A 16392-nucleotide genomic window follows, 5' to 3' on the forward strand; every position below is an offset into this window, starting at 1 on the left:
GTGAACCTCTATTCGGTTGTTTCGGGCTTCGTGGCGCAGGTGCAGCCGCGGCTGAAGCCACCGGCCGCGGTCGCGGTGCAGAACCGTCGCGCGATCGCGTCGTGCGCGGACATCGGATGCGGGCAGCTCGGGCAGCGGTCGTCGGCGGCGGGTTCGGCGACGTCACCGAGGGACTGGACGGCGGTCATCGCGCACCGGCCGTCGCCTGGGCGCGCAGCGGAGCCCCGACCTCGTGCAGATGCCGCAGGACGTACCCGTAGGACGCCGCCCAACCGCATTGCGCGTAGTCGATGCCGTGCTTCGCGCAGAACTCCTTCACGATCACCTGGGCGTGCTTGAGGTTCGGCCGGGCCATGCTCGGGAACAGGTGGTGCTCGATCTGGTAGTTGAGCCCGCCGAGGGCGAAGTCCACGACCGGACCGCCGCGCACGTTGCGCGAGGTGAGCACCTGCTTGCGCAGGAAGTCGAGCTTGTGACCGGCCGAAAGCGTGGGCATGCCCTTGTGGTTCGGGGCGAACGAGCAGCCCATGTACACGCCCCAGAGGCATTGGTGCACGGCGATGAAGGCGAAGCCGACACCGGGCGAGAGGACCACGAACACCGCTGTCAGATACGCGGCGATGTGGGCCAGCATCAGCGCCGATTCGAGCTTCCGCCGCTTGAAGCCGCGCTGGAAGATCGCCGTCACGCTCGACACGTGCAGGTTCAGGCCTTCCAGCAACAGCAGCGGGAAGAACAGGTACGCCTGGTATTTCGCCATCCAGCGCAGGAAACCGCGTCGTTCGGCACCTTGGGCCTTGGTGAAGATGAGGGCCGCGAGGTTGACGTCCGGGTCTTCGTCCTCGTGGTTGGGGTTGGCGTGGTGGCGGTTATGTGTGCCGATCCACCAGCCGTAGCTCAACCCGGTCAGTCCACCGTGGACGAATCCGGTGGCGTCGTTCGCCTTGCGGCTCGAGAAGATCTGCTTGTGCCCGGCGTCGTGTCCGATGAAGGACAGCTGCGTGAACATCATCGCGAAGAAGGCGGCGAGGAACAGCTGCCACCAGGAATCCCCGAGGTGCGCGAAGGCCACCCAACCGCCCGCGAAAGCGAGGAGGTTCAGGGAGATTTTGAGCGCGTAGTAGACGCGCCTTCGTTTGAGCAGGCCGGCGTCTTTGACCAATTTGGACAACTCGGCGAAGTCGGTGCCCTGTTTGGACGGCGACGCCGGCTGATCCAGCGGCGTTGCGAAAGTCATGAGAAATCACACCGTTCTGGTTTGTGAGAGTGGTCAGTCCAGCAACGGGTTTCGGAACACCGAAGGGGTCTGGTTCGGCCGAGAGTGGCACTGGTCCCCACAACACGCCACGGTAGCTCCGTGGTCTACCACCATCGTCCCATGCCGGTCCAGCGGAAGCAATTCACCGGAACAGCACGATCTGGCGTACAGTCAAGGACATCGAGGGAAACTTCCCCCGGTTCCGTCCGGTCCGAGATCCGACCGGAGGCAGGAGCACCGGCCAGACATCGATCCCTTCGCGCTCATGGTCCCGCCGGCCTCGTCCGGTGAGCAGCCGCCCGCCGCGCCGCAAGGCGCGCCCCGAGGCGCCCAGATGGGCCACGCCGCGATCATCGATGGCCAAGACCTCTGACCTGTCGCCGTGTTCACGCCCGCCCTTGACGGGCGTGAACACGGTCAGAAAACTTCTGGCGCAGGCCCCAGCTTTCCAGCAGTGACGCGACTTCTTCGCGTTCGCCGCGTAGGAGCGGGCGGCTCGGCGGTCGTACGTCGGGGCGGCACAAACCCAGCTGTGCCAACGCTTCTTTCACGACGCTCACGTTGTTGGCGTTACTGTTCGCGGCCCGCATCTCTTCGAAGGGGCGGATGCGTTCCCAGTCCGCCATGGCGCCGCGGAAGTCACCGTCCCGTAGCGAACGGAACATCTCCAGCGAGATCGACGGCGCGACGTTCACCAGTCCCGACGTGAACCCGGTCGCACCGACGGCGAAGTAGCCGGGCGCGGACAGCTCCGCCAGTCCGGCGATCCACGTGAACCGATCGAACCCGGCGTCCCGTGCCACCGACGCGAACCGCACGGGATCCGGCACCGCGTACTTCACGCCGACGACGTTCGGCGCGGCGTCGGCGAGCCGGGTCAGCTGCTCGCCGCCGATCAGCGCGTTGCGCACGTACAGCACGACACCCAGCTCCGGCACCGACGCCGCGATGGCGCGGTGGTATTCGACCCAGCCCTCCGCCGAGACGTACGGATGCACCGGTTGGTGGATCATGATCAGCTCCGCGCCCGCCTCCCGCGCGTGCCGTGCCGCGCGGATCGCCGTGGCGACGTCATGCCCGACACCGGCGACCACGGTCGCCCGGTCGCCCGCGGTCTTGACCGTCAGTTCGAGGCAGTGCCGCGCCTCGGCCTCGTCGAGTGCGTAGAACTCGCCGGTGTTGCCGTTCGGCGTCACGACGTCGATGCCGCCGGTGATCAGCCGGTCCACCAGCTTCTCGTAGGTCTCCGGATCCACGGTGCCGTCGGCGTCGAACGGGGTCACCGGGATCGCCACGACCCCGGACAGCGCTCGTTTCAGCTCGTCGAACGAAGAAGCGATCGTCACTGGCATGTCCGATCTGATATATGATGTGACGTCCTACGGTAGCATGAGGCGGGGATCGGGACGGGTGTCCTGGGAATTGGGGCGTGCGGCCTAGGGCTCGTGAGTGATTTGGGTCGTTCTGGCCAACGGTGTTTTGGTTACCTACGGCGGGTGAGCTGGGTAGCGCTGGTCCGTGAAGGACTCCTTGAGGGACCCAGAGTCCCTCAAGGAGTCCTTCACGGACCCGAAACCCCATCACAAACCCCAGCGGCACCACCAGTCACAACAGCGGCGCGTGAAGGACCCCTTCCCTCGGCTCAGCCGAGGAAACTCGACCCTCACACCTTCCGAGCAAGCCTGCAGGCCACGAGTAGGTACCTGAGAGAGGGTTCGTTCTAGCGGCCCAAATCACTCACGACAGAAATGCCTCTAGTTGCTCCACGTCGAACGCGTGGTCGTCGGCCTGCGGCAAGCCCGAGACGCCGACAGTCCCGACCGGGCCGACGTCCTCGACGATCACCGGGAACACGCCGCCGTGCGCGGCGTACAGATCCGGGTCCAGGCGTGACTCGGCCTCGAACGTCGTGCCCTTCGCGCGGAACTGCTCACCGACGAAGAACGAGCTGTGCCCGTAGCGATCGACGACGCGGCTCTTGCGGTCGAGCCACGCGTCGTTGTCGGCGGAAGTGCCCGGCAACGCCGCGTGGAACAGCCGCTGCCCGCCGCGGCGCACGGAGACCGTCACCGGAAGGGTGCGGTCCCGTGCCGCGGCGAGCAGGTGGAGGCCCAGCTGCAGCGCGGTCTCGTTGTCGAACCGGCGGAAGACGAGTCGCTCCTCCTACCGCAGTGCGTCCAGGGCGAAGGCGGCGTACATCGCGACGCCGTTGGCCATGGCGTCCTCGTCGAAGATCACCCGGTTCGAGTGGTTCGCCTCGACGGTGGCCAGGTCGGCGCCGGGTGGGCAGGCGCCGAGGAACGCGAAAGCCCCCGGGACGCGCTGCAGGACGTAGGAGAAGTCCTCCGCGCCCATCACCGGGTTCTCCATGCCCTCGGCGTTGCGGGCCCCGAGCACCTCGGCGGCCAGCTCCAGCACCCGGCCGGCGACCTGCGGATCGTTCACCGTGACCGGGTAACCGGAGACCACTTCGGCGCTCACCCGGACGCCGTGCGCGGCACCGATCGCCTCGCACACCTTCGGCACTTCCTCGCGCACGAACGCCAGCGTCCGCTCGGACAGCGTGCGGATGGTGCCCTCCAGGAACGCCGTCTCCGGGATGATGTTGGTCGTCGTCCCCGCCTCGATGCGGGTGACCGAAACCACCGCGGGCTCGAACACGCTCACCTTGCGGGCCACCATCGTCTGCAGCGCGCCGACCATCGCCGCCGCCGCGGGCACCGGGTCGATGGCCTGGTGCGGCGCCGAGCCGTGCCCGCCCCGGCCGGTGACCTTGACGTGGAAGCTGTTCGCCGAAGCCATGATCGGCCCCGGCCGGGTCTGCACGATGCCGGATTCGACCTGGGTGAAGATGTGCAGGCCGAACGCCTTCTCGACCCGTTCGCCCGCGGCGTCGAGCACGCCTTCGTGAATCATGTGGCGCGCGCCGTGCTCGCCTTCCTCGCCGGGCTGGAACATGAACACGACCGAACCGGCCAGTTCGTCGACGTGCTCGCTCAGCAGCCGCGCCGCCGAAGCCAGCATCGCGACGTGGGTGTCGTGTCCGCACGCGTGCATCGAGCCGTCGTCTTCGGAGGCGAAGTCGAGGCCGGTGTCCTCCTGCAGCGGCAGCGCGTCCATGTCGCCGCGGAGCAGGATCGACGGCCCCGGCTTTCCGCCACGGAGGACGGCGGTCAGCGAAGTGGTCGATTTGCCCTCGGTGATCTCCAGCGGGAGACCCTCCAGCGCCGCTTTGATCGCGGCCTGGGTCTTCGGCAGGTGCAGTCCGATCTCCGGATTCCGGTGGATCTCCCGGCGGAGCTCTACGGTTTTCGCTTGGAGTGCGCGGGCTTCGTCCAGCAAACCGGCGAAGCGCGCGTCGGGGAGAGTGGGCAGGTCGGTGGGTCCGGTCATGTCTCGATAGTGGCGCATGAGGCGCTTCGGGCGCACCGTGCGTGCGTTCCGAATGCGGGCGGAATACGGTGTGCGCATGGCGGTGCAAGAGCCGATCACGGGGTTCGCGGTGGCCGTGGTGCGGGAGGACGGTCGGTGGCGGTGCAGCTCTCTTGATCCAGGGGCGCTCGCGGAACTCGACGCTGCGATCACCGAGCTCGGGAAATTGCGTTCGACAGGTGCCGCCTTCGGGCTGTTGGCGGTCGACGACGAGTTCTTCGTGATCGTCCGGCCGAGTCCGAGAGGTCCCTCGCTGCTGCTGTCCGACGCCGCCGCGGCGCTCGACTACGACATCGCCGCCGACGTCCTCGACGTGCTGAGAGTCGACCCGCCGGACGAGGACGACGACGCGGTCTGGCCGGAAGGCGACCTGGAGATCCTCACCGATCTCGGTCTGCCGGGTGCCGAACTCGAGGTGATCGTCGGCGAGGTCGACCTCTATCCGGACGAACAGCTGCAGATGGTCGCGCAGCGGTGCGGATTCGCCGCCGAGTTCTCCAAGATCCTGGACGAGATCTGAGCCCCTCCGCCTCCGCCGCCGACATCGCCGCCGTCCAGGCGGCGATCGAAGCGGCGCGGGGTGCGGGCGACGACGTGCCGATCGGTGCCGTCGTACTGGCACCGGACGGCACCCCGCTGGCGTCCGCGCGCAACGCGCGTGAGGAGTACGGCGACCCGACGGCGCACGCGGAGATCCTCGCGTTACGGGCCGCGTCCAAGATCTACGGCGACGGCTGGCGGCTCGAAGGCTGCACGCTCGCGGTGACACTGGAGCCGTGCACGATGTGCGCCGGAGCCCTCGTGATGGCCAGGGTCGCGAAGCTCGTCTTCGGCGCCTGGGAGCCGAAGACCGGGGCGGTGGGGTCGCTGTGGGACGTCGTCCGGGACCGGCGGCTCAGCCACCGCGCGGAGGTCGTCGGCGGGGTGCTGGAGACCGAGTGCGCGGCCCTGCTCGAAGACTTCTTCCACGGGCAACGGGGTAACCGCACCGGGTGACAGATGTGTCGCTTTCCGCTCCCCGGGTACTCCGGAGACAGGCGGCCGCAAACGGCGGCCGCAGTCGAAGGAGGAACGTCCGCCATGAGCGTTTTCGACAAGGCGAAGGACAAGGCCGAGCAGGCCATCGGCGCCGCCAAGGAGAAGCTCGGCGAGAAGACCGACAACCAGGACCTCGCGAACTCCGGTCGAGCCGACCAGACCGAGGGCCAGGTCAAGGAAGCCGGGCACGATCTGCGTGATCGCGCGGAAGGCGGCGTGCAGGACCTCAAGGACAAGTTCAACAAGTAGCCCTCACGCAGAAGAGCCGGTCTCCGTGGAGACCGGCTCTTCGCTGCGGTGGCGGTGGGATTTGAACCCACGGACGGGTATTAACCGTCACACGATTTCGAGTCGTGCTCCTTCGGCCGCTCGGACACGCCACCGCCGAGAACAATACCGGAGGGCGTTGGAGGCCCTTCAGGGGGTCAAGAAATCCCCGCGGTGATCTCGTCGATCGCCGCCGTCTGGTTCTCGACGATCTCCTGTGCCAGCGCCTTGGTCTCGGCGTGCTCGCCCGATGACAGCACGGTCTTCGCCATCGTGACGCCGTTGCGCAGGTGCTCGGCCATCAACGGGAGCCAAGTCCGGTCGAACTCGTCGCCGGTCAGGTTCTGCAGTGCGGCGACCTGCCCCGAGGTGATCATCCCCGGCATCGAGTGCCCGGCGTGGCCCGCCGCGGGGAGCACGGCGGCGTTCCACGACTGCAGCCAGCCGGTCATCGTCTGTACCTCGGCCGACTCGGCCTTGATGATCTTGGCCGCGACGGACTTCACGAACTCGGACGCCGACCGTTCCGACGCCAGGTTCGCGACCTGGATCGACTGCTGGTGATGCGGGACCATCTGCTGGGAGAACGTGATGTCGGCCTGGTTGGCGCCCGGTCCGCCCTGCGCCGCCGGAGCGGCACCCGTGGCGGTCGAGCAGGCCGCGAGCACCCAGACGAGCAGTCCGAGCAGGGCCATCGGCAGTCGCCGTCGCATTGAGACCTCCGTAGTCATGGGGAACTGGCCCCCGCTCTGTGATACGGCTGTGACCTTCCGGCGGTTCAAAATCGGATTAGCCTTGGCAGGCATGACGGATCCGAAGACCGTGGTGACCGGTTTCCTTCAGGCCCTCGAAGAGCTCGACATCGATCGCGCGCTGGGTTTCCTGGCGATCGACATCGTCTATCAGAACGTCCCGCTTCCCGCCGCCCGCGGCCTCGGGGCGGTGGAGAAACAGCTGCGCACCCTGGCTCGTTACGGCAGCGGTTTCGAGGCGCGCACGCACCACATCGCCGCCGACGGCCCGATCGTGCTCACCGAGCGCACCGACGTCCTGCGCCGCGGCACCTGGGAGGCCGAGTTCTGGGTGTGCGGCACCTTCGAAGTGCGTGACGGCCGCATCGTGCTGTGGCGGGATTACTTCGATTGGACGACATTCCTCGCGGCGAGCGCGAAGGGCGCGGGGAAGGCCGCTGTCGCCGGGGCGAAGTCGCTCATCGGCAAGTACCGCGCGCGGCAGGAACTGGAACGCTGATCCGCCTCACGAGGGCTGGACATGACGCACCGCCGGTGTACGGGCTCCGTCCTCCCCTGACGGGTCCCGTGCACCGGCGGTGCGCCCCCCATTTCCCCAGTTCCCCCCGCTCACTCTCCCCGGTGAGCGTCGGAAATCTTCGCCTCGTCTGGCGCGAGATCGGCTCCGGCGAGGTGAGGGAGGAGTGTGTCCTCGCTCACGTCGCAAAGGTAACTCCGAAAACGCCGGGTTGTACCCGGACTTGAGGTTCATTTAAGGCAGGGGAACACCAATGGTCTATGTGCGCGGCATTCCCGCGACATAAATGTCACCGTCGGCCACGGCGACGTCACGCGCACTGGACGCACCGGTCGCCAGAATGCGGGCGGGATCCCGGAATCCGGTGATCACCTCGACCCGCTGGACCGGCTTCGGTGTGGTGATCACGGTTTCCGGCTTCCAGACGCGTCCGTTCCCGAGCAAGAACGTTTCGATGCCCGGCTGTCCGTCACGTGTTCCGTAAACGCGCCAAGTGCCTCCGTTGAGCGGTTCGATCTCGCGCAATCGGAGTCCGTTCGCGACTTCGCGCACTTCCCAGTTCCTGCCGTTCCACGCGCCCGCGAAATCGCGCGGCGAACCCGCGGCGTCGAACTGGAACCAGGTGACGAACGGTTTGCCGTCGCGCTGCGTGCCGACCTGCAGGATGTAGTCCGGCGACTTGAGCCCGCCCGGGAGTTCGAGCGGGGTCTCGACGACCTTCAGGTACCGCTCCTGCTCGGCGTCGTCGACCTGAGTGCCGAGGTCGCGCCCCGCCGCGGAGAAGAACCGCAGGGTCCGGACGTCGAAAGACAGGTAGTAGACGTTGCGGTGGTAGACGTCGTGCTTGTGCTGCGCAGGGCCACCGCCGGCCAGGGTGTAGACGAACTGGATCCGTCCGGACGACGGCAGGTACCGCAACTGGCCGACGTAGATCTCGTCCATGTGGTCGGCGCGGCCCAGCGAACCGAACGCCCACTGTTTCCCGGTCAGCTCCACGGAGTTCTTCCAGGTCTTCCCGTTGTCGCGGGAGACGATGTACTTCATCGGGCGGAAGTCCGGGTTCGCCGCCGGATCGAGTTCGTTGGTCGTCTCGCGGTAGAACATGAACAGCGTGCCGTCGGCGGTTTTGACCGGCATCGGGTAACTCGCCGAGTCACCGGCCGTTACCTCCGTGTCGGTCCAGGTGCCGTCGAGGGAGTGGGCCAGTGGCGCGCGGCTGATCACGGTGCGCGTGTTGTGCATGCCGCGGAAGATCAGCAGATGCCCGTCGCCCGCGAGCAGCATCGTCGGGTAGTTGTGCGGATCGGACTCGCCGTCGGCGATCTTCTTCGGCGCGGTCCAGGTGCCGGTCCGGTGGTCGTAGGCCTGGACGTAGGTGTCCGCGGCCTTGCCGGACCACGAGATGAAGGTCTTGCGCGCGACCGGGTCGTGGATCCCGCCCGCGGTAGGCCGCCGATCGGTGCGGGACGCGACCGAGCTCGCCGGGGTCATCACCTCGAACGCGGCCTTTCCGGGTGGTTCGGCGGCCGCCGGGGATACCGGGGTCACGAGACCCGCCGCGAGAAGAGGGACGAGCGCGCAAAGAAGTCCGCGCATGAAAACGCCTCCTGGTGTCTGCAGGCGGCGGAGCTTGATCCTCCCACGAAGGAACACGGAGAAACCAGCCTCGGCAGCGACGAAAGCACGGGTCCGAACGGGCTAGCGGTGACGAATCGTTGTCTTGCCGTCTTCCTCATTTCACTTGTTCGGGGGAGTATTCCTCGACCGATCTTGCGAAGAGGGGACTCAGCGTGACCACATCCCGACGTGCTGCCCGGAGAAGGGCCCTGACCGCGGCCGTCGCCTCCGGGCTGGTCGTGAGCGGTGTCGCCGCTCCGGCCGCGCTCGCCGCGCCCAGCGCCGACGCCGTGATCGCCGAGGTATACGGCGGCGGTGGCAACTCGGGGGCCACGCTGAGCAACGACTTCGTCGAACTCGCCAACCGCGGCGCGGCCGCCGTGAGCCTCGACGGCTTCAGCGTCCAGTACGCGCCCGCGTCGGGGAGCAGTTGGCAGGTCACGCCGCTGACCGGCGGTGTCGCGCCGGGCGCGCGGTACCTCGTCGCGCAGGCGAAGGGCGCGGGCGGCACGGTCGCGCTGCCGACACCGGACGCCACCGGCTCGCTTGCCCTGTCCGCGACCGCCGGCACCATCGCGCTCGTCCAGGGCACCACGGCGCTGACCTGCAAGACCGCCGCCGACTGTGCGGCGGACACCCGCGTCAAGGATCTGGTCGGCTTCGGCTCGGCCGCCGTCATCCGGGAGGGGACCGCGGCGTCCGCGCCGTCCAACACCGCGTCCGTCGCCAGAGCGGCGACGCTCGCGGACACCGACGACAACGCCGCCGACTTCACCGCGGGCGCGCCGACGCCGACCAACAGCAAGGGCGAGACGCCGGGCGACACCGGTCCGCCGCCGGTCGCCGCGAAGATCCACGACATCCAGGGCACCACCCGGATCTCGCCGTTCAAGGACCGGAAGGTCGCCGGGGTCACCGGTGTCGTGACCGCGATCCGGAGTTTCGGTTCGGCACGCGGGTTCTGGATCACCGACACCGCCCCCGACGCCGACCCGCGCACCAGCGAGGGGTTGTTCGTCTTCACCGGTTCGACCACCCCCGCCGTGGCCGTCGGTGACGCGGTGACGGCCACCGGCACCGTCCGCGAGTTCTATCCGGACGCGCCCGCGACCTCGCCGTACCAGTCGCTCACCGAGCTGACGAGTGCACAGTGGACGGTCGATTCGAGCGGAAACGCCGTGCCCGCGCCGACCGTCGTCACGCCGGCGTCGGTCCCGGACACCGTCGCCCCGGCGCCGGGCGGCAACATCGAACCGCTGCCGCTGGAGCCGTCGAAGTACTCGCTGGACTTCTGGGAGGCGCACGAGAGCGAGACGGTCAGCGTCTCCGACGCGCGCGTCGTCGGCCCGACGTCGTCGTTCAACGAGCTTTACGTGACCACCAAGCCGGAGCAGAACCCGAGCGTCCGCGGCGGCACGGTGTACCTGGACTACGACCGGCTCAACACCGGCGTGCTCAAGGTCGCGTCGCTGATCCCGTTCGCCGAGACACCCTTCCCGAAGGTCAACACCGGTGACGTGCTCACCGGCGAGACCTCCGGCCCGGTCGAGTACAGCAACTTCGGCGGCTACACGCTGTTCGCGACGAAGCTGGGCGCGGCCAAGGACAACGGCCTGCAGCGCGAGAGCACCCGTAAGCAGCGCAGCGGTGAGCTGTCGGTGGCGACCTACAACGTCGAGAATCTGTCCGCTTTGGACAGTGCGGAGAAGTTCGGCGAGCTGGCCAAGGCCATCGCCACCAACCTGGCGAAGCCGGACATCCTGAACCTGGAAGAGATCCAGGACAACAACGGGCCCACCAACGACGGCACCGTCGCCGCGGACCAGACGTTGCAGAAGTTCGTCGACGCGATCGTCGCCGCCGGTGGCCCGCGCTACGAATGGCGGCAGATCGACCCGGAGAACGGCAAGGACGGCGGGCAGCCCGGCGGCAACATCCGCGTCGGGTTCCTGTTCAACCCGGCTCGTGTGTCCTTTGTGGATCGACCGGGTGGCGACGCGACCACCCCGGTCGGTGTGGTGAAGGAACGCGGCAAGACCCACCTGACCGCGTCGCCCGGCCGGGTCGAACCCGCCGACGAGGCGTGGGAATCCAGCCGCAAGCCGCTGGCCGGTGAGTTCGTCTTCCAGGGCCGCACCGTGTTCGTCATCGCGAACCACTTCAACTCCAAGGGCGGCGACCAGCCGACCCACGGCCGCAACCAGCCGCCGGTCCGGAGTTCCGAAGTGCAGCGGGCCAAGCAGGCGACGGTGCTCCGCGGCTTCATCGACAAGGTGCTCGCGTCGGACAAGAACGCGAACATCGTCGTGGCCGGCGACCTCAACGACTACCCGTTCTCGCCCGCGGTGCAGACCTTGACCGCCGGTGGCGCGCTGAAGGACCTCATCGCGTCGCTTGCGGAGAACGAGCGGTACAGCTACGTTTTCGAGGGCCAGTCGCAGGTGCTCGACCACATCCTGGCGTCGCGGGCGCCGCGCGGGACCGACTACGACGTCGTGCACCTGAACGCGGAGTTCGCGAAGCAGGCGAGCGACCACGACCCGCAGGTGCTGCGGTTCCGGCCGAGCGCGGGCAACCCCATCCAGGACGCCTTCTACGACTTGGCGGACCACCTGGAACGCGTCTTCGGCCCCTACCTGCCCACTCCGTAACCCACTTGCCCGCGTTTCGTCCTCTAAACGCGGTAGTTCGTGCCACGTACTACCGCAACTAGAGGACGAAACGCGGGAGGGGCGGGGAGCGGGGTCAGGAGCGTTTGGCGCGCCAGCCGAGGGAAAGGACGGCCTGCACGAGTTCCTGGTAGCTCGGCTTGACCTCTTCCAGGTACCGCTCCAGGTAGCCGGCGCGCGCGGTCGGCACCGGCTGGGGGTCTTCGTCGTCCGGCAGCCAGGCGAGGCCTTCGACGTTGTGCTGCGCCATCTTCCACCAGCGCGTGCACCGGTCGATCGCCCGCTGCTCGCGTTCGGCGGCGTCCGCGACCGCCTGGTGGGCCTCCGCGAGCCGGGCCTCCAGCTCGTCCGCGCGGCCGATCTCCCAGTCGCGGAGGTTCTCCGCCGAAGCGCGGGCGAGGCCGACGATCTCCTTGTACCGCATGGCCGCGGTCATGCCGTCATCCATCGAGAAGCCCTTCCGGCCGCTGGAACGGGATGATCACCTCTGGTGCGCCGTGGGTCGTGCGGTCGAAGAACAGCGCGCGACCCGGTCGCGGCGACCAGTGCACGACCTGTCCGGCGGCGAACGGTGACAGTTCGTTGCCCTGGACGTCCAGCGCGGCCCAGGTGCCGATGTCGTCGGTGCCCGCGAAACCGAGGGTGTCCTTCAGCCGCGCGACACTGCGCCACCAGCCGATGGTGTGGACGCCGTGCGTCGGACCCTGCTTCAGCAGCACCCGCAGCTGGTCCAAACCGCTCTTCAACTGCCCGGGGGCCTTGGCCTCCAGTGACGGGATCGAGGCGTCGACGCCGTACAGCAGCAGCACCTTCGCGTTGTCCAAAGAGGACAGATTCTCCGCGATATCGATTACCCGGGCAGGCAGATCGTCGACCAGTGACGCGTGGTGTCCCTCCGCGCGCAGCCGCTCGGCCAGCTCGGCCACCGCCGGGACGGAGGCCTCGATCGGGCACGAAAGCACGAACTCCACCGAACCGTGCGGATGCTGACGGGCCAGTGATCGCGCGGCGGAGTCCATGATGGACAGTGCCTCCGCCGTCGCGGCGCCCAAGACCGCGATGTTGCGGCCGGGCGCCTTAGGCAGATCGACCCCGCAGGCGGCCTCGTCGACGTCGATGGACTGACCCAACAGGGCTCGCGGCTTCTTCGTCGGCTTCAGGTCGTTGAACACCGGGAACTGTTCCAGCACCGGGGAATGCGCGCCGTCGAACAGCCGAGGCCGTTTGAACGACTTACGCTCCGAGGCACTCTTTCCCGCCGAGGAGGCATAAGCGGAGTAGCGCTCCCACAGCCGGTGCTGCAGTTTGACGAAGACGTCCTTGCTGCTCGCGTCCGGCACATGGGCGAGCTGGTTCCCGTGCGCGATACCGGAATCGTGGTTGATCACCGCATGCCATTTCGGCGCCGAAACCGCCGCGTTGTTGGTCTCGGACAGCACTCGCCGCGCCTTCGGCATCGCGATCCGCAGCGTGCACTGCTCGAACACCGCCGGTTTGCCCCAGAACGCCTCGATCCCGGCGACGTCCTGGCTCGCCAGCACCAGGTGGATGCCTTGCGACCGGCCTCGCCGCGCGATGTCCTCCAGCAGCTGGGTCGCGGTCGACGTCACGCCGTCACGGCCGGCGAACAGGTACTGGAACTCGTCGATCACCGCGACGATCCGCGGCCAGTGCCCGCCGGGATCCTGCTCGCGCAGATCCGCGAGATTGGTGACCTCGTGCTGTTTCGCCGCCGCCGAACGACGGCGCAGCTCGTCGGCGAGGAAGCGCAGCAGCGCCAGGCCGAACTCGCGGTCGGTGTTGACGTTGACGCCGATGAGCTTGGCGTGCGGCAGCCAGCTGGCGTCGCGCCGTCCCGGGGCGAGCCCGGCGAACGACACGCCTTCCTTGAAGTCCAGCAGATACAGCGCGAGTTCGTCCGGTGAGTACCGCGCCGCGAGGCTGCCGAGCAGCGAGTACAGGAAGTTCGTCTTCCCCGAACCGCTCGGCCCGCCGATGAGCGCGTGCGGGCTGGCGTCGCCGATGACGACCTCCACCGGCTCGCCCTCGTAGAACCCGACCGGCGCCCGCAGTTCCCGCGCCGAACTCTCCTTGCCCAGTTCGGTCGGCAGGAGGTCGGCGAACGAACGGGGCCCGCCCTGTTTGGCGATCAGGGCCTCGGCGATCCGCCCGGCGGCCCGGATGACCTGCGCGGACGGCATCGGCGGATCGAGGTCCACGACCAGATCCGGGCCGGTCATGCTGCTGGTCGCGCGCCGGTCGTCGTACAGGCTCAGGGTTTCGACCGACGTCGACAAGGTGGTCGGCACGTCGACGAGGATCAGGCAGATCCCGGCCGCGAGCGCCCCGGTGGCGACGCGTTTCAGCTCGCGGGCGCGCTCCGGTTCGAGGGTCTCCCCGTTGCCGTAGAGCACCGCGACGCGGAACGGTTCGACGCGCTGGCCGCTCGCCTGCCGGATCTCCCGCAGCGACGTGTGGCCCGCCTGCATGCCGGTCGCGTGGATACGGCGGATGTGCCCGGCCAGTTCGTCGAGGAGGTCCTCCAGCCGCCCTGGGTCGTACAGGGTGAGCGCGCTCGTGCGGCTCAGCGGATAGAGGTCCGGCAGGATCGCGGTCAGCTGCCCGACGTCCCACAGGTGGACGCGCACCGCGCCGGGCTCGAAGGTGCTCAGCACGCGCATCAGCAGGTTCTGCACGATGCCGTCCACCGCGGCCCGGGTCTTCGGTGCCGAGGTGATGGACAGATGCGACTCGTCGAGCAGGGGTATCGCGACGTCGAACGTGCGCGGGACGTCCTTGCCCGGCACGGTCGCCGAGCCGACCCGCCACAACCCCGGCGCGGTGATGCCGGGATTCCCGCCGACGCGGCCGAGCCAGTTGCCCGGCTGCTGCCCGGCCGGGCCCGGCGCGTTGTTCGTGACGAGGTCGCGCAGCGCGTCCGGACCCGCTTCCCAGCCCGCGTAGAACTGGTTCCGCACGCTGCCGAGCAGACCGAACACCTCGCCCGCGGCGGGATGCCGCGACCATTCGGCGTACTGATCCGAGGTGGAGTTGTTCATCCCCACCCGGACGATGTGCTGTTCCAGTTGCAGTTTGGCCAGTTCCGCCTCGGCGGCCTGGCGGGCGCCGGCGGCGGCTCCGAGGACGAGCCCGATCTGATGCCGGACCCGTTCCAGCGCCGTGGCGACGCGATTGCGCTGTTCACTCGCTTTGCTGCCCATACCGGCTCGCCGATCTCAGAGGCGTGATTGGTAGCCGCTGACCAGGTCGTCAGCGGCGGAAAGGCGCGTCAGGAGGTTCTCTATTCCCTCGTCGGCCTGCGCCAGCTGCGACGGCACCCATGGCACGGCTTGAGCCTGTGGATCCACGATGGCCCGACGGGCCTCTTCGAGCAGGCTTCTGGCCCGTTCGGCGTGGGTTCGTCCGTCGGCGAGGCCGGTTTGGACGGCCGTCAGCAGCTGGTGCAGTTCCTCGAGGTACATGCTCAGAGTCGGGTCGAGTACGACTCGGCCGACGAGATGCCGGCCTGGATGGTGCTTTGCATACCGGTGATGCCCTGCAGGGCCTCGGCGAGAAGCCCGTGAGCCTGGCTCACCTCGTGCTGGGTGCTGCCCTGCGTGGCCTGGGACAGCGAGAGCTGGGCTTCTTCAAGAGATTGCGCTGCCTGCTGAAGTGCGGCGATACCCGCGGATGCTTTCTCGTTCGCGAGCGCGATACCAGCGCGGATCTCTTCGACTCCGGCCATTTTGGCGGACTCCTTGGGACGTCGGGGGCTGGAACGACCACCATTAAACTTAGCGTGATCAACTGACTCTGTTAAGTGAAGGTCCTGCTAAGTAATCAACAAGGCCCCGGACGTCGGAACGTCCGGGGCCTTGCTGACGGCGGAGGATACAGGATTCGAACCTGCGAGGGCGTGAACCCAACACGCTTTCCAAGCGTGCGCCTTAGGCCGCTCGGCCAATCCTCCGTGGGGAACTTTACCGGATGCCTCAGTGGCCCCTCGAAGGCGGGTCTGACCTGGGTTTCCGGCTCGGTCGCCTCAGGCGTGCCCCGGAGCGAGAACGTCGGCGACGACGCAGGTGATGTTGTCCGGTCCGCCGCCTTCGTTGGCCAGGTGGATCAGGTGCGGGACGGTCTCGGCGGGATCTTGGAAGGCGCCGAGGACGTCCTTGATAACGGTTTCGACAACCGTTGCCGTTAACCCGTCCGAGCACAGCAGGAGACGGTCCCCGGGGGCCGCGTCGAAGGTCCAGATGTCCGCTTCGCCGCTGCCGGTGCTCAGGAGCGCCTTCATGAGCAGTGAGCCGCGAGGGTGCCCTTCGACCTCAGACGGGTCGATGCGGCCGTCGTCCGCGAGAGCCTGCGCGAGGGTGTGGTCGCGGGTGAAGCGCTGAAGCGTTCCTCCGCGGAGGAGGTATCCCTTGGAGTCGCCGATGTGGGCGGCGGTGAAGTGCGACCCGTCGAACAGCAACGCCGTCAGGGTGGTGCCCATGCCCCGCGTCTCGGGCTCCTGCTCGGCCGTCGCGGCGAGCCTGTCGTCGATGGTGCGCAGGCCGCCGGAGAGCACCTCGATCAGGTCGACCTCCGCGAGGTCGAAACCGCCGAGGTCCGCGTCGAGCCGGGACAGGACGCCGACCGCTTCGGCGCTCGCCACCTCGCCGTGCGGCTGGCCGCCGATGCCGTCGGCGACGGCCAGCATCCTGGGGCTGGCGTAGACCGAGTCCTGGTTGACCTGGCGGCGCCGCCCGACGTCCGAGCCGGCGGCGTACCGAAGGGTGTACCTCATGGGCCCCAGTAAAGCAGCTGTGTACTGAGTTCACAAACAAAGGGCTGGAAAGG

At 68.1% G+C, this 16392-nt stretch carries 16 protein-coding genes, 2 tRNA genes and 1 pseudogene; 5 read left to right on the forward strand and 14 right to left on the reverse strand.

Annotation, left to right across the window (positions count from 1 at the left end; all coding sequences use genetic code 11):
* Positions 1 to 8: 8 nt before the first annotated feature.
* The 5 genes and pseudogenes from ACZ7KI_RS08265 to ACZ7KI_RS08285 form a co-directional block, all read right to left on the reverse strand.
* A complete protein-coding gene (locus ACZ7KI_RS08265; RefSeq protein ID WP_470272494.1) occupies positions 9 to 188 on the reverse strand; it encodes an RGCVC family protein in 180 nt (59 codons plus the stop codon).
* Complete coding sequence (locus ACZ7KI_RS08270) at positions 185 to 1237, reverse strand: fatty acid desaturase family protein (protein ID WP_465499898.1); 1053 nt, start codon at positions 1235 to 1237, stop codon at positions 185 to 187. Before ACZ7KI_RS08270 ends, ACZ7KI_RS08265 begins: the two co-directional genes overlap by 4 nt.
* Before the next feature lie 407 nt (positions 1238 to 1644).
* Positions 1645 to 2610: a dihydrodipicolinate synthase family protein gene (locus tag ACZ7KI_RS08275; RefSeq protein WP_470272495.1), complete on the reverse strand. Its 966-nt coding sequence runs from the start codon at positions 2608 to 2610 to the stop codon at positions 1645 to 1647.
* Between the two features lie 385 nt (positions 2611 to 2995).
* Positions 2996 to 3421: pseudogene (locus ACZ7KI_RS08280) on the reverse strand (heme-degrading domain-containing protein); the annotation flags it as partial.
* Positions 3422 to 4651 (reverse strand): M20 metallopeptidase family protein, encoded by a 1230-nt coding sequence (locus ACZ7KI_RS08285; RefSeq protein WP_470272496.1) that lies wholly within the window; start codon positions 4649 to 4651, stop codon positions 3422 to 3424.
* 76 nt (positions 4652 to 4727) lie between these two features.
* On the opposite strand from ACZ7KI_RS08285, the gene ACZ7KI_RS08290 reads away from it, so the two are divergent.
* The 3 genes from ACZ7KI_RS08290 to ACZ7KI_RS08300 all read left to right on the forward strand — a co-directional run bounded on the left by ACZ7KI_RS08290 (position 4728) and on the right by ACZ7KI_RS08300 (position 5977).
* Positions 4728 to 5210 carry a tRNA adenosine deaminase-associated protein gene (locus ACZ7KI_RS08290; protein WP_465459980.1) on the forward strand — a complete coding sequence of 161 codons (483 nt, stop codon included), beginning with the start codon at positions 4728 to 4730 and terminating at the stop codon, positions 5208 to 5210.
* 23 nt (positions 5211 to 5233) lie between these two features.
* A complete protein-coding gene (locus ACZ7KI_RS08295) occupies positions 5234 to 5686 on the forward strand; it encodes a nucleoside deaminase (RefSeq protein ID WP_465460233.1) in 453 nt (150 codons plus the stop codon).
* Between the two features lie 84 nt (positions 5687 to 5770).
* A complete protein-coding gene (locus ACZ7KI_RS08300; RefSeq protein ID WP_007035155.1) occupies positions 5771 to 5977 on the forward strand; it encodes a CsbD family protein in 207 nt (68 codons plus the stop codon).
* 46 nt (positions 5978 to 6023) lie between these two features.
* Here ACZ7KI_RS08300 and ACZ7KI_RS08305 read toward each other — a convergent pair.
* A tRNA-Ser gene (locus ACZ7KI_RS08305) sits at positions 6024 to 6111 on the reverse strand.
* Between the two features lie 42 nt (positions 6112 to 6153).
* Positions 6154 to 6708, reverse strand: a complete 555-nt coding sequence (locus ACZ7KI_RS08310) for a DUF305 domain-containing protein (RefSeq protein WP_470272497.1) — start codon at positions 6706 to 6708, stop codon at positions 6154 to 6156.
* A gap of 91 nt (positions 6709 to 6799) precedes the next feature.
* Here ACZ7KI_RS08310 and ACZ7KI_RS08315 point away from each other — a divergent pair, with 91 nt between their 5' ends.
* Complete coding sequence (locus tag ACZ7KI_RS08315; RefSeq protein ID WP_470272498.1) at positions 6800 to 7246, forward strand: limonene-1,2-epoxide hydrolase family protein; 447 nt, start codon at positions 6800 to 6802, stop codon at positions 7244 to 7246.
* A gap of 276 nt (positions 7247 to 7522) precedes the next feature.
* Here the strand turns inward: ACZ7KI_RS08315 and ACZ7KI_RS08320 are convergent, their stop codons facing one another.
* Positions 7523 to 8860 (reverse strand): BNR-4 repeat-containing protein, encoded by a 1338-nt coding sequence (locus ACZ7KI_RS08320; RefSeq protein ID WP_470272499.1) that lies wholly within the window; start codon positions 8858 to 8860, stop codon positions 7523 to 7525.
* Between the two features lie 194 nt (positions 8861 to 9054).
* Here ACZ7KI_RS08320 and ACZ7KI_RS08325 point away from each other — a divergent pair, with 194 nt between their 5' ends.
* Positions 9055 to 11532, forward strand: coding sequence for an endonuclease/exonuclease/phosphatase family protein (locus tag ACZ7KI_RS08325; protein WP_470272500.1), 2478 nt, complete (start codon positions 9055 to 9057; stop codon positions 11530 to 11532).
* Between the two features lie 94 nt (positions 11533 to 11626).
* Here the strand turns inward: ACZ7KI_RS08325 and ACZ7KI_RS08330 are convergent, their stop codons facing one another.
* The 6 genes from ACZ7KI_RS08330 to ACZ7KI_RS08355 all read right to left on the reverse strand — a co-directional run bounded on the left by ACZ7KI_RS08330 (position 11627) and on the right by ACZ7KI_RS08355 (position 16339).
* A complete protein-coding gene (locus ACZ7KI_RS08330) occupies positions 11627 to 11998 on the reverse strand; it encodes a hypothetical protein (protein WP_465499891.1) in 372 nt (123 codons plus the stop codon).
* A complete protein-coding gene (locus ACZ7KI_RS08335; RefSeq protein ID WP_470272501.1) occupies positions 11991 to 14771 on the reverse strand; it encodes an FtsK/SpoIIIE domain-containing protein in 2781 nt (926 codons plus the stop codon). The genes ACZ7KI_RS08330 and ACZ7KI_RS08335 overlap by 8 nt, the downstream gene beginning before the upstream one ends.
* 15 nt (positions 14772 to 14786) lie before the next feature.
* On the reverse strand, positions 14787 to 15032 hold the full coding sequence (locus tag ACZ7KI_RS08340; protein WP_037320343.1) for a hypothetical protein: 246 nt from the start codon (positions 15030 to 15032) through the stop codon (positions 14787 to 14789).
* Between the two features lie 2 nt (positions 15033 to 15034).
* Positions 15035 to 15295, reverse strand: a complete 261-nt coding sequence (locus ACZ7KI_RS08345; RefSeq protein ID WP_037320341.1) for a hypothetical protein — start codon at positions 15293 to 15295, stop codon at positions 15035 to 15037.
* Positions 15296 to 15435: 140 nt separating this feature from the next.
* Positions 15436 to 15520, reverse strand: a tRNA-Ser gene (locus ACZ7KI_RS08350).
* Between the two features lie 72 nt (positions 15521 to 15592).
* The gene (locus tag ACZ7KI_RS08355) at positions 15593 to 16339 is read right to left on the reverse strand and encodes a PP2C family protein-serine/threonine phosphatase (RefSeq protein ID WP_470272502.1); all 747 of its coding nucleotides are present in this window, start codon (positions 16337 to 16339) and stop codon (positions 15593 to 15595) included.
* Positions 16340 to 16392: the final 53 nt, after the last annotated feature.

The organism is Amycolatopsis sp. NPDC039088, from assembly GCF_055598845.1.